Genomic DNA, 13,055 nt, shown 5'->3' on the forward strand with positions numbered 1-13,055 from the left:
CTGTGAGTTCGACCGGACCGCGCTCTCGCTGAAACGCGAGTGCGACGACTGACGTCCCCTCGGCGTGAACGTCGGGGAACCATCAGTCGACGACGCCGACGATCCATCGCCACCGCTGTTCGACGGTCCCCTCGAGATCCGCGAGCAACTCGCGGGCCCGCGCGACGCGCTCGTCGGCGTCGAGGGTCGGATAGAGCCGCGCCGCCATCGCCGGAATCGCGTGAAAGCGCCGCACGTCCGCCGCCGTCGTCGCGAACCGCCACGTCCCCGTCGTGACGGTGAACTCGTCGGCGAGGGCCGCCTCGACCGCGTCGGCACCCGTCGGCGACCGCGACTCCCGCTCGAGGTCCGCGAAGACGTCCCGTCCGTCGGCGTCGACCCAGCCGAGCGGCGCGACGGCACCGACGACCCCGCCTGGCCGCAGGACGCGGGCCGCTTCCCGCGTCGCGACCGCGGGATCCGGGACCAGAAAGAGCGACGCGGTGAACGCGACGGCGTCGAACGAGTCCTCGAGGACTGGGAGGTGATCGAAGTCCCCCTCGATCCGTGGCGCGCCCTCGAGTTCGCGCAGCATCTCGCGACTGATGTCCAGCGCGACCGTGCGCCGTGCCCGCTCGGCGAAGACGCGCGTACTCACGCCCGTGCCGGCGCCGGCGTCGAGGACGGCGTCGACGGGACCGTCCGCTCGAGCCGCCAGTTCGGCGGCCAACAGCTTCGCGAGTGCGGTAAACCGGCCGGTGCGTTGCTCGTAGGCGTCGTACGCGGAAACGCTGTCGTCGAAGTTCGTCCGGACGACGGCCTTCATACGTCGCAACGGCCGTCGGCGGAGTACGTATTCCTATCGGTCGACCGCTCACTCCGCCCGCTCGGCGCGCTCGAGGATGCGTTCGGCCTGTGCGATAAGCGGCGCGTCGATCATCTCGCCGTCGACTTCGAACACGCCCGCATCCGTCCGGTCCCGGGCGTCGAGAACGCGGGTCGCCCACTCGACGTCGTCGTCGCTCGGCGTGAAGGCGTCGTTGATGACCGGAACCTGCGCGGGATGGATCGCGATCTTCCCGTCGTACCCGAGGCCTGCGGCGAAGGCCGTTTCGTCGCGGAGCCCGTCCGTATCCGTGAAGTCGGTATAGACGGTGTCGATGGCGTCGACACCGGCGGCGCTGGCCGCGAGGACGGTCCGCTCTCGAGCGTACAACACCTCCGTCCCCTCGCTCGTCCGCGTCGCGCCGACGTCCGCCGCGAGGTCCTCGGCACCGAACAGGAGCGCGTCCGTCGCTGCGGCCGCGGCGATCTCGTCGGCTCGGAGGACGCCCGGGGCGGACTCGATCAGCGACAGGACCGGGAGGTCGGCGTCGGATTCGTCGAGGAGGCGTTCGACCGTTCGGACGTCGGCCGCCGACTCCGTTTTCGGGAGCATCACGCTGTCAGGTTGCGGTCCCTCGAGGATCGACTCGAGATCGGTCGCGGCCGACGTGCCGACCGGATTCACGCGGACGCAGCGTTCGGGCTCGGCCGCGGCGTCGTCGAGGACGTCGCGAACGGCCTCGCGCGCGGCCGCCTTGTCGGCCGGTGCGACCGCGTCCTCGAGGTCGAAGACGACGACGTCAGCCTCGCTCGCAGCCGCTTTCCGCATGATCTCGGGTTCGTCTCCCGGGGCGAACAGAACGCTTCGGCGAACCATACGTGCCGTTGGTAGTTCTCCCGATTAAGCGGTGTGGTTCGTCCCACCACGGTGAGAAGTGCCGTACGAACACCGCCCGCTCGGTCGGCCGGTCGCGCGAGCGGCCCGCCCCGTCGGTTGCGGGTCGGTACCAACGTGACACACCGTATCTCGTTCCGCGGTTCTTATACGCAACCCGACCAAAGCCCGGACATGTACGATCTCACGGGCTTTCAGCGTGACCTGCTGTACGTGATCGCCGGACAGGACGAACCGCACGGCCTCGCGATCAAGGAGGAACTCGAGACCTATTACGAGAAGGAGATCCATCACGGGCGGCTCTATCCGAACCTCGACGACGTCGTCGAGAAGGGTCTCGTCGAGAAGGGCGAACTGGACCAGCGGACGAACTACTACACGATCACGGCTCGAGGGCGGCGCGAACTCGAGGCGCGACGGGAGTGGGAGGATCAGTACACTGCGGAGCTACTCTCGGAGTCGGAATAATCGAACGGCGACCGGCGGCCATCGAGCGTTCGGACCCGCCTGTCGTAGCGTACGGTTTCAAGGGAGCTACGCGTCGTCTATAGTAGCTACTGAAAGATATTGCACACCTGATCGCGCGATGTCGTCACGATCAGTGTGCAAATCGTTTCAGTGACTGCTATAGTTTGCCAGATATTTCCCGAGATGGCGAGAAACGGTAGCAGTCAGCGGAGTTCGGGGTCGTTCGGGACGGTTCGGCCGAGAAATTCGCGAAGGGGGTCGACGTCCGCGGTCGAGGAGAGGGTCCGGAGCGCTCGAGTCGCAGCAGCGCGTTGCGCTCGTGCGTACCGGCGCAGTTGCCGGTCGTCACGGACTCGGTGGCCGGAACGGGACGGCCCCGTATCGGTTGCGAAGTCGCTTCGGATACGCCGTTCGATGCTCCCGCCGCGTCCGACCGTTTCGAAGCGACCCCGCTGCTGCTCGTCGACACTCGCGAGCGTCGCACCGATCCCGGCCGCACCGGCGCCGAGCGCTCCCGCCGTTCCGTCGACGAACGACCGGTACGCCGCCGGCGTGGGCTGCGACGCGAAATCCGCGTCGGCGAGCGTTTCGACGAGCCGCTCCGAGACGGTTGCGAGGCGCTCGATACACGTCCGTCCGTCGGTGAGCGACCCGAGCGTCGAATACGCCGCCGTCTGGAGGTAGTCGGCGGCGAGCAACGCCGCGTTCGACTCCCACGCCACTGCTTCGGTTCCCGGAGTGTCGAGCCGGACCAGCAACCGCTCCCGAAGGAGCGAGTAGCCCCGGAACAGTTCCATCGCGGTCGCAGCCCGGAGTATCGACGGCGAATCCGGCGCGTCCGCGGCCGAGTTCGCGACGAGCGCGACGAGCTGCCCGTACCACCGATCGTTCCGGTCGACGACGGTCGTCCGTGCGGGTAACAGGAAATCGCCACGCGCGGTTTCGAGCGCCGCCTCGAGCCGGTCGTCGATCGCATCCCGGCGTTCGGTGAGCGAGAGTTCACGGGTCATCGGCGGCCGGTCTTCGACCGGGTCGTGGTCGCGGCCGTCGCGAGAACACCGACGTCCGTTCCGGACGGCAACGCCGCCGCGCCGGCGCTCGCTCGAGTCGGCGGGACCGACTGCCACCGGGAACCGTCCCGCGTTCGATGCGTACTGCACGAAACCTCGGCTACTGCATCGGGAACCATATCGTTCAGTGTCGGCGTGTACTAACCAGTTAGTCAAAAGCGTTCGGGAACGCTATCGGCTCGAGAGGGGCGTTCCGGATTCGGTGTCCGGCGAACTCACGTGGGACAGTCGAAACGCACTGCGATAGGCTAACGAGCAGGTCATAACTGTTATCCGCCGTCCAGCCGACAACCGAACAATGGCAGAGTCGCCAACTGAGCCGGTCTCCGACCCGAACGAGGAGATCATGCGTGCGACCTATCGTGCGCTTCGCGAACACGGGTACGCCGATCTCACGATCCAACGGATCGCCGACGAGTACGGGAAGTCGACGGCCGCGATCCACTACCACTACGACACGAAAGAAGACCTGCTCGCGGCGTTTCTGGACTACGTCCTCGATCGGTTCAAAGACACCGTCCACGAGGTCGAAACGACGGATCCGGAACGGCGACTCGACAAACTGCTCGACAAACTGCTCGTCGAGCCCGAAGACCACCAGGACCTACTCGTCGCGATCCTGGAGATGCGGAGTCAGGCACCGTACAAGGACCGGTTCAGCGACCGGTTTCGGCAGAACGACGAGTACGTGCGGTACCTGCTTCGGACGGTGATCGACCAGGGGATTCAGGACGGTGTCTTCGCCGACGTCGACACCGAACACGTCGCACGCGCGCTCATGATGATCGTCGACGGGGCCCGAACTCGAGCGGTCGTACTGGACGAAGACTGCGCGCTCACGACGGCGAGACGGACGGCCGACGAGTACGTGACGCGCGTTCTTCGAGAGGACTGAACGCGTCGGTCTTCGCTGCGATCAGGTATCGTCGGTCGTCGATTCTCGATCGGCGTTCTCGACCGCTCTCGTACACCAGTGACAGAACTCGAGGTCCGGATCGAGTTCGTGTCCGCAGTGGGGGCAGTCGGTCGTCACTGTCTCGGACGGCGTTGATGTGGACGTACTCGTCCCCTGCGTGTAAGCGAGCAGGTACGCGTCGACGGTACTGAGCCCCACGACGAGGAGCATCGGTGCGACTGCCAGCAGCGTTTCCGGCGTTCCGTTCCCGGCCAGCAACGCATCGACGGCTGCCGGATCGACGAACGCGACGGACGCGCCGAACGAAACGACGATCCAGCCGAGCGCGCGACGCAGTCGTCGGAGGTACAGGTGCCCGAGCCCGGTGGCGAGCGCCGCGAGCAGTGCCGCGAGCCACGGCCGCTTCTGCGAGATCGACTTGGGCATACCCTTACTAACCGGTCAGTATCTCATAAGTCTTCGTTTCCGCCGAACTGCGGCTCCGCTCGAGAGGGAGGTCCGACGGCCGTTCGGAACGGGCCCTCAACGAGCCGTGAGGCCGACGCCGTCGGCCAGGAGTTCGTGCGAACGGAGCGCGACGTCGTGATCGGGAACGACGTGCTGGATCATCACCTCGTCGACGCCGACGCGATCGGCGAGTTGCTCCAGGAGGCCCGCGAGCGTGTCCGGACTCCCGGAGATCGCACGCGGCCACTCGTCGGTATCGAGCGTCTCGGGCGTCGGCCGCGGGACGCCGCCGAGTTCGTCGATGGCGTCCTCGACGGACGGTCTCGTCCCGATTTCGCCGCGTCGCATCCGCTTGTACGTCGCCTCGGCGACCGCTCGTACCCGTGCCGCCGCCTCGTCGGTCTCGGCACAGACCGCGTTCACTGCGAGCATCCCCCGTGGCTCGTCGAGTCCGTCGGCCAGCCCGGACGATCGGAAGTGGTCGCGGTAGGCCTCGAACGAGCGCGCGGCCAGCTGTGGCCGAATGAACGCCGCGAAACAGTATCGGAGGCCGAGTTCGCCCGCGATGGCCGCACTGGACGGACTCGAGCCGAGGACCCACGGGACCGGCTCGTCGTCGCCCGAGCGCGGGATCTCGAGGTCGCCGTAGGCGTGTCCGTCGGGATACTCGTCGTAGAGGTGGTTGACGACGGCCTCGATCTTCTCGGCGTGGTTGTCGTCGGGGTTCTGGACGCGTCGCTCCGTGCCGAGAGCGCGGTCGGCGGCCGGCGAGCCGTTCGCCCGCCCGAGGCCCGCGTCGATGCGGCCCGGCGCGAGCGCGTCCAGCGCGCCGAACTGTTCGGCGACCTTGAACGGGCTGTAGTGGTTGAGCAGGACCGCCCCGGAGCCGAGGCGGATCGCGTCGGTCTCCGCGGCGAGGTGGCCGAGCAACACCTCGGGTGCGGTGCCCGCGATCCTGGTCGCCATGCCGTGGTGCTCGGCGACCCAGAACCGCGAGTAGCCGAGTCGCTCGGCCTGTCGGGCGGCCTCGACGGTGTTTGCGTAAGCGTCGGTCGCGGTACCGTCGTCGGGGACCGGAGAGAGATCTACGGCGGAGAGTTTCATACCGGCCCTCGGAGAGTACGGGACATAACGGTTCGGTTAGCAGCACGTCCGCACGCGATCGGACGCCGCTGCGCTGCCGTCCCCGCTGTGCCGTCGTCGGAGCCAGCTCGTATCGGTACCCGGTTCATGTCCGCTCGGTCGGACCCGTTCGCAGACATTGCTCGGGAAAGGTACCCCTCCGGCGTCCGCACGGAACGGAATCTCTTCCGGCGCAATCGCCGTCAATAGGCGTCGTATCGGCCTCTCGAGAGGGTCGCCCGCAGCTATCACGTGGAGAAAGTATATCAGTCGCAGTCCCCTCGAGTCGGATACTGAACGGAGTTTTATGAGTGACAATACGAACGGCGGCGATCCTCCCGAAGACGCCCCCGGGACCGCTCCGGCCGACGAGCGACCCGAGGAGTCCCCCGAGCGTCGGGGAGATCGATCGTCGCCCGAGGACGAGGGCGACCGCGGCGACGACGTCGACGACCCGATCGACGACTTCGAGCCGTCGTCCGACGAGGACGACCTCGAGACGGTCGAGGACCTCGGCAGCACGGTCGAGGTCGATCCGGGCGTCGAGGTCGACGAGGAGATCGCCGAGGACGACCTCCTGGGCGGGCTACAGATCGACTCGACCGAGGACATCGAGGTCCCCGATCGGCTCGTCGATCAGGTCATCGGCCAGGACGAAGCACGCGACATCATCATCAAGGCGGCCAAACAGCGCCGCCACGTCATGATGATCGGCTCGCCCGGGACCGGCAAGTCGATGCTGGCCAAGGCGATGAGCCAGCTGCTCCCCAAGGAGGACCTCCAGGACGTCCTGGTCTATCCCAACCCCGACGACGAAAACGAGCCGAAGGTCCGAACCGTTCCCGCCGGCAAGGGCGATCAGATCGTCGACGCCCACAAGGAGGAAGCCAGCAAGCGCAACCGGATGCGCTCGATCCTGATGTGGGTCGTTATCGCGGCGATCCTCGCCTACACGATTCTGTCGGGATCCTCGCTCCTGCTCGGCCTCCTCGCGGCGGGCGTTATCTGGTTCATCTTCCGGACGCTGGGGCAGGGCTCGGACGCGATGGTACCGAACCTGCTGGTCAACAACGGCGATCAGCGCGTCGCCCCCTTCGAGGACGCGACGGGTGCCCACGCCGGTGCGCTGCTGGGCGACGTCCGCCACGACCCCTTCCAGTCCGGCGGCATGGGGACGCCGAGCCACGAGCGGGTCGAACCCGGGTCGATCCATCAGTCCAACAAGGGCGTGCTGTTCCTCGACGAGATCAACACGCTCGACATCCAAACCCAGCAGAAGCTGATGACGGCCATCCAGGAAGGCGAGTTCTCGATCACGGGTCAGTCCGAGCGCTCCTCGGGCGCGATGGTCCAGACCGAGCCCGTCCCCTGTGACTTCATCATGGTCGCCGCCGGGAACCTCGACGCCATGGAGAACATGCACCCCGCGCTCCGCAACCGCATCAAAGGGTACGGCTACGAGGTCTACATGGACGACACCATCGAGGATACCCCCGAGATGCGGCGCAAGTACGCCCGCTTCATCGCCCAGGAGGTCGAACGCGACGGCCGCCTCCCCCACTTCACCGACGACGCCGTCGAGGAACTCATCCTCGAGGCCAAGCGCCGCTCGGGCCGCAAGAACCACCTCACGCTGCACTTCCGTACCCTCGGCGGTCTCGTGCGGGTCGCCGGCGACATCGCCCGCGCCGAGGACCGCGACCGCACGACTCGCGAGGACGTGCTTCGGGCCAAGGACCGCTCCCGGTCGATCGAGCAACAGCTCGCCGACGACTACATCGAACGGCGCAAGGACTACGAGCTACAGGTCACCGAGGACGGCGTGGCCGGTCGGGTCAACGGTCTCGCCGTCATGGGCGAGGACTCGGGCATCATGCTCCCGGTCATGGCCGAGATCGCCCCCACGCAGGGCGGGGGCCGAGTGATCGCTACCGGCCAGCTCAAGGAGATGGCCGAGGAATCGGTTCAGAACGTCTCCGCGATCATCAAGAAGTTCTCCGACGTCGACCTCTCGGAGAAAGACGTCCACATTCAGTTCGTCCAGGCCGGCGAAGGCGGCGTGGACGGCGACTCCGCCTCGATCACCGTGGCGACCGCCGTTATCTCGGCGCTCGAGGACATCCCGGTCGACCAGTCGGTCGCGATGACCGGCTCGCTGTCGGTCCGCGGTGACGTGTTGCCGGTCGGCGGCGTCACCCACAAGATCGAGGCCGCCGCCAAGGCCGGCTGTACGACGGTCATCATCCCCGAAGCGAACGAACAGGACGTGATGATCGAAGACGAGTACGAGGAGATGATCGAGATCGTCCCCTGCTCGAACATCAGCGAAGTCCTCGACGTCGCCCTGATGGGCGAACCCAGGAAGGACTCGCTGGTCGATCGCCTCAGGTCGATCACCGGCACCGCGTTCGAACAGGAGGCCGTCAGCTCCGCGAGCGGCTCGAATCCGAGCCCGCAGTAAACCGGCTCGGGAACGGCACTCGGCTGCGAGCCGCGTCTCGTCCGTCGACAGCGAACTGGGGAGTCTCGCACGTACGCGAGGCCAACGCGCAGAATACGGGACCCGGTCGGAGAACTCCCGCCATCGCTTTTTGGCTTCGGCATCCACGACTTCGACTCGAGCGGATAGGACGGAGCGTTTCCTCCGACGCGCTGCCGTTGTCGTACTCTCGGAACCCTGATCGAACCGGTAGTGAGTGACCCGGCTCTCGGCGGAAGACGGAGCGACCGCGTTCGATTCCGCCGTCTGCGTCTCGAGGGGAACACAGCGCGGACTCGACGCCTCGCGATTGCATCGGAACGGGGCCTCGTCCCGTAGTTTACATAACTACGTCTGTAACCAAAAGCAGAGCTGCCGACAGCCGAATCACCGGCTTCGATACTGATAAGAGTTACTAATCAGTTAGTTACTTCGTCGCGATCTGGACGGACGGATTTCGCCGTTAGCAACGGAGTTTGTCGGTAGTGCGTCTCGGACAGCACAGCGACGGCGCGGATCGGAGCGGAGAACAGCGACCACAGTCGCTGTCCGAGCAACGGGCCTTCCCTATCGAGATCCACGCGACCGGTAACGATAGGGCTGGACCGATGTGTGAACGGCACAGATGCGCTGACTGAGCGTTCAGTTAGCACGCGATCTCGGCCTCGAGTTCGTCGGGTTACAGTCGGCCCCATCGGGGTCGCGTCGCGCGAGCGCCGTAACGGTTGACAGCGCCGCGACGACCGTCGGTTGCTTCGGCGCCCTCGCGCCCACCGTCTCGTTCACAGACGGGGACGCTCGAAAAATTCTGGAGGTATCGGGTATCCCTTCGAACCGCTCTCTATACCGTATTCGGCCGTGAACGGTTGGTGTGAGACTGCGTGCCGACCTACTCGTTGTTCGGGTTACTCGGATGGTAGTCGGTGTCGTACTCTCCCGGTCGGTCGTCGACGCGGTCGGGATTGAGCCGTCCCGACAGCAGCATGAAGTCGACCAACGTCAGCGCGAGCATCGCCTCGACGACGGGGACCCCACGCGGCGGGAGGACGGGATCGTGGCGGCCGATGACCTGCTCCTCTTTGAGTTCGCCGGTCTCCCAGTCGGCGGTCTGCTGGGACTTCGGGATCGAGGTCGGCGCGTGTAGCGTGACCTCGCCGTAGATCGGCTCGCCGCTCGAGATACCTCCCTGAATCCCGCCGTGGTCGTTCTCGACGGGCGTGGGGTTGCTCTCGCCGTCGAACTCCCAGTCGTCGTTGCGCTCCTTGCCGGTCCACTCGCGGGCCTCGCGTCCGAGGCCGAACTCGAAGGCGGTCGTGGCGGGCACCGCCATCATGGCCTGACCGAGTCGCGCGGACAGCGAGTCGAACCGCGGCGCACCCAGCCCGACCGGGACGCCACGTGCTTCGAAGTAGATGCTGCCGCCGATCGAGTCGCCTTCCTCCTGGTACTCCGCGATCCGCTCTTGCATCCGCTCGGCGGTCTCGGGGTGGGCACAGCGGACGTCGTTTTCCTCGCTGTGGGCCTTGATCTGGTCGAAGCTCACCTCGGGCGCTTCGATGTCGTCGATCTGGTTGACGTGGGCCTTGAGTTCGATCCCTTCGCGGGCGAGCAGTTTCTTCGCGATGGCACCCGCGGCGACCCAGTTGACCGTTTCGCGGGCCGACGAGCGACCGCCGCCGCCCCAGTTGCGCGTCCCGAACTTGGCCGAGTAGGTGAAGTCGCCGTGAGAGGGACGGGGCGCGGTGATGAAGGGCTCGTACTTGCCCGAGCGGGCGTCCTTGTTCTGGATGACCAGCCCGATCGGCGTCCCCGTCGTGTAGCCGTCCTGAATCCCGGACTTGATCGAGACGTCGTCGGGTTCGCCCCGAGACGTCGTGATCATCGATTGGCCCGGCTTGCGCCGATCGAGGTCCGCCTGAATGTCCTCCTCGGAAAGCTCGAGGCCGGCGGGACAGCCCGAGACGGTACAGCCCATCGCTTCCCCGTGACTCTCGCCGAACGTGGTCACCTGAAAGAGGCGACCGAAGCGGTTGCCGTTCATTACCACGTCTTCGGGGACCGGGCCACTTAGCCCTGCAGGATTTGCCGACGACCGCCTCGAGCGAAAACGAAGCGGTGGTCAACGACCGGTCGTGCCGGCGACCGTCGCCCGCACCGAGACGAGCGTCGCGGCGAGAGTGAGCGCGATCGCGGCGGTGTAGCCGCCCGTCCGCCGTCGAAAACGTTCCGTTTCGGGCCGGACCCGGTATGAAAGCGCTCGGATATGTAACCGGAAGGGTCCGGCAGTAGTACCGGACTGCGGCCGTCTTGACTCTCGAGCAGCCGATGTCACCACGCTTATACAGCGCAGCGCGAAAGTCGGCGATAGGGTACATGCGCTGGCAGTATCGGACGACCGTCCTCGCGCTCTGTCTGCTCGCGTTTTTCGTCACGTACTTCGCCCGGATGGCGATCAGCCCGGTCGTCCCGTTCATCGTCGAGGACTTCGCCGTCTCGAACACGGCGATCGGGGTCGCGCTGACGGGGATGTGGCTCGCCTACGGCCTCTCGCAGTTTCCCAGCGGCGTCCTCAGCGACCGCTACGGGGAGAAGCCGGTGATCCTCGTCGCCGTCGGCGGGACCGTAATCGCGAGCGTTCTGCTGGCGTTCTCGCCGGTCTTCGCTGCCTTCGTCGTCGTCGCCGTTCTCCTCGGCTCGGTCGCCGGGCTGCACTACGCCGTCGCGACGACGCTGCTCTCGCGGACCTACGACGAACTCGGCCGCGCGGTCGGGATCCACTCGATCGGCGGCCCGCTGGCCGGGCTCGTCGCACCCGTCGCGGCGGCGTGGGTCGCCGTCCGGTACGGCTGGCGGTCAGCGCTCGGGCTCACTCTCGTCGTCGGCGTTCCGGTCTTCGCGCTGTTCGCGTGGCGGATCCGTCCGACGGAGCCCCGCCGGCCGGACCAGCCGATGCGCGAGCGGTTCGAACTCGCCGCCCTGTTCGATCTGATCTCGCGGCCGGCGGTCGCCTTCACCCTCGCGATCGCCATGCTCGGCACCTTCATCGTCCAGGGACTGCTCACGTTCCTCCCGACGTTTCTCGTCGAACACCACGGTTACTCGGCGACGCTCGCCGGAACCGCCTTCTCGGCCTTCTTCCTCGTTCGGACCGTCGGCCAGTTCGCCGTCGGCGACCTCTCCGACCGGTACGGCCGCGACCTCGTGATCGGCGTGTCGCTGTTCTCGGGGGCCGTCGGCCTCTTCGGACTGGTCGCCGCCGGCTCTCGCGTCACCGTCCGTCTCGCCGTCCTCGCGGCCGGCCTCGGCTCGAGTTTCTTCGCGGCGATCGATCCCCGGTTTCTCGACCAGTTCGGCGACACCGAACGTGGCGCCGGCTTCGGGCTCGTCCGGACGTGCTACACCGTCGTCGGCTCCGCCGGCTCGGTCGGCGTCGGCCTCCTGGCCGATCTGTTCGGTTGGGGCACGGCGTTTCTCGTTCTCGGCGGCCTGTTCTCGGCCACGTTCCTCGCGCTGGCCGTGAACTGGGCGTTCGGACTCGGCTACTGACGCGCCCATCGTTCGTCTCGGTCGTCGCTCGCGCTCACGGTCGTTCCTCCCGTCGCGTCTCGCAGTTCTCGCTCGCGAAACCCGTATCAAAAAGGCTAGTTCGAACGTCTCAGGGCAGTTCGAACTCGATCGCCGCGCCCTGACCGAAGCCGACACACTCCGTCGCGATGCCGCGGTCGACGCCTTCGCGGTTCATCTCGTGAATCAGCGTCACCGGTAGGCGCGCGCCGGAACAGCCAAGCGGATGGCCGATGGCGATCGCGCCGCCGTTGACGTTGAGCCGGTCCATGGGAATCCCGAGTTCGCGCGCGGAGTAGAGCGTCTGGCTGGCGAAGGCCTCGTTGATCTCGACCAGTCCGTAGTCGTCGATCTCGCGACCCGCGCGCTCGAGCAGCCCCTCCGTCGCGGGGACCGGGCCGACGCCCATGATCGTCGGGTCGACGCCGGCGACGTAGCTGGTGCCGACTTCGGCGAGGACCTCGAGGTCGTTCTCGTCGGCGAAGTCCCGGCTGGTCAGCATGACGCCGGCCGCGCCGTCGGCGATCTGGGAGGCGTTACCGGGCGTTACCGTGCCGTCCTCTTTGAACACCGTGGGCAGTTCGGCGAGCGTTTCCGGGGTCGTGCCGGGGCGGAGTCCCTCGTCCTCGTCGTGGACGCCGTCCTCGGTCTCGATGGGGACGATCTCGTCGTCGAACTTGCCTTCCTCGGTCGCTTCGACCGCGCGTTGCTGGCTGCGCGCGCCGTACTCGTCCTGTTCCTCGCGGCTGATGTCGAACTCCTCGGCGACCTTCTCGGCGGTCATCCCCATCTGGAGGTTCCGCATCCCGTACTCCTCGTCGAGTTTCGGATACATGTCGCCGCTGTCGGCCGCGCCCATCTTCACGCGGCTCATGCTCTCGACGCCGCCGGCGATGACCGCCTGATGGCGGCCCGCAGCGATCGAGTCCGCGGCGCTGATGATTGCCTGCGCCGAGGAGGCACACTGGCGGTCGACCGTCGTCGCCGGGACCGACTCGCCAAGCTCGGAAAACAGTGCGATCTGGCGCGCGATGTTCGTCCGCTGCTCGGAACGTTGCTGGGCGCAGCCCCACATCAGATCGTCGACGTCGTCGCTCTCGATGCCGGTCTCGGCGAGCATCTCGTCGACTAGCGGAATCGAGAGGTCCTCGCTGCGAATGTCGGCGAGGGCCCCGTCTTCTTTCCCCTGTGCGGTCCTAACAGCGCTAACGATTACCGGTGTATTGCCTGACATTGTATACCATCATTTTTGCCGGGGATAAATAGCTACCCTTGGCGGAAGATAACGTG

11 protein-coding genes are annotated in these 13,055 nt (G+C 66.6%); 4 read left to right on the top strand and 7 right to left on the bottom strand.

Going from position 1 to position 13,055, the window contains the following annotated elements; genetic code table 11:
• Window positions 1-82: 82 nt before the first annotated feature.
• Entirely contained in the window at window positions 83-805 is a 723-nt protein-coding gene (locus A6E15_RS11925; protein WP_076146472.1) for a class I SAM-dependent methyltransferase, read from the bottom strand.
• A 48-nt stretch (window positions 806-853) separates the two neighbouring features.
• Window positions 854-1,681: an HpcH/HpaI aldolase/citrate lyase family protein gene (locus tag A6E15_RS11930; RefSeq protein WP_076146474.1), complete on the bottom strand. Its 828-nt coding sequence runs from the start codon at window positions 1,679-1,681 to the stop codon at window positions 854-856.
• Window positions 1,682-1,873: 192 nt separating this feature from the next.
• Here A6E15_RS11930 and A6E15_RS11935 point away from each other — a divergent pair, with 192 nt between their 5' ends.
• Window positions 1,874-2,167, top strand: a complete 294-nt coding sequence (locus A6E15_RS11935) for a PadR family transcriptional regulator (RefSeq protein ID WP_076146476.1) — start codon at window positions 1,874-1,876, stop codon at window positions 2,165-2,167.
• 203 nt (window positions 2,168-2,370) lie between these two features.
• On the opposite strand, the gene A6E15_RS11940 is transcribed toward A6E15_RS11935, so the two are convergent.
• On the bottom strand, window positions 2,371-3,327 hold the full coding sequence (locus A6E15_RS11940) for a polyprenyl synthetase (protein ID WP_245800570.1): 957 nt from the start codon (window positions 3,325-3,327) through the stop codon (window positions 2,371-2,373).
• Between the two features lie 208 nt (window positions 3,328-3,535).
• Between A6E15_RS11940 and A6E15_RS11945 the strand changes: the two genes are divergently transcribed.
• On the top strand, window positions 3,536-4,132 hold the full coding sequence (locus tag A6E15_RS11945) for a TetR/AcrR family transcriptional regulator (RefSeq protein WP_076146478.1): 597 nt from the start codon (window positions 3,536-3,538) through the stop codon (window positions 4,130-4,132).
• A 21-nt stretch (window positions 4,133-4,153) separates the two neighbouring features.
• On the opposite strand, the gene A6E15_RS11950 is transcribed toward A6E15_RS11945, so the two are convergent.
• Both A6E15_RS11950 and A6E15_RS11955 read right to left on the bottom strand, forming a co-directional pair.
• Entirely contained in the window at window positions 4,154-4,579 is a 426-nt protein-coding gene (locus A6E15_RS11950) for a zinc ribbon domain-containing protein (RefSeq protein WP_076146480.1), read from the bottom strand.
• A 96-nt stretch (window positions 4,580-4,675) separates the two neighbouring features.
• On the bottom strand, window positions 4,676-5,704 hold the full coding sequence (locus A6E15_RS11955) for an LLM class flavin-dependent oxidoreductase (protein ID WP_076146482.1): 1,029 nt from the start codon (window positions 5,702-5,704) through the stop codon (window positions 4,676-4,678).
• Between the two features lie 325 nt (window positions 5,705-6,029).
• On the opposite strand from A6E15_RS11955, the gene lonB reads away from it, so the two are divergent.
• Window positions 6,030-8,183 carry an ATP-dependent protease LonB gene (gene lonB / locus A6E15_RS11960; protein ID WP_076146484.1) on the top strand — a complete coding sequence of 718 codons (2,154 nt, stop codon included), beginning with the start codon at window positions 6,030-6,032 and terminating at the stop codon, window positions 8,181-8,183.
• Between the two features lie 907 nt (window positions 8,184-9,090).
• On the opposite strand, the gene aroC is transcribed toward lonB, so the two are convergent.
• Entirely contained in the window at window positions 9,091-10,242 is a 1,152-nt protein-coding gene (gene aroC, locus A6E15_RS11965) for a chorismate synthase (protein WP_076146486.1), read from the bottom strand.
• A 332-nt stretch (window positions 10,243-10,574) separates the two neighbouring features.
• Here aroC and A6E15_RS11970 point away from each other — a divergent pair, with 332 nt between their 5' ends.
• Window positions 10,575-11,747, top strand: coding sequence for an MFS transporter (locus A6E15_RS11970; RefSeq protein ID WP_076146488.1), 1,173 nt, complete (start codon window positions 10,575-10,577; stop codon window positions 11,745-11,747).
• Between the two features lie 109 nt (window positions 11,748-11,856).
• Here A6E15_RS11970 and A6E15_RS11975 read toward each other — a convergent pair whose 3' ends face one another.
• Window positions 11,857-12,999, bottom strand: a complete 1,143-nt coding sequence (locus A6E15_RS11975) for a thiolase family protein (protein ID WP_076146490.1) — start codon at window positions 12,997-12,999, stop codon at window positions 11,857-11,859.
• Window positions 13,000-13,055: the final 56 nt, after the last annotated feature.

It is taken from the genome of Natrinema saccharevitans (assembly GCF_001953745.1).
Lineage (GTDB): Archaea > Halobacteriota > Halobacteria > Halobacteriales > Natrialbaceae > Natrinema > Natrinema saccharevitans.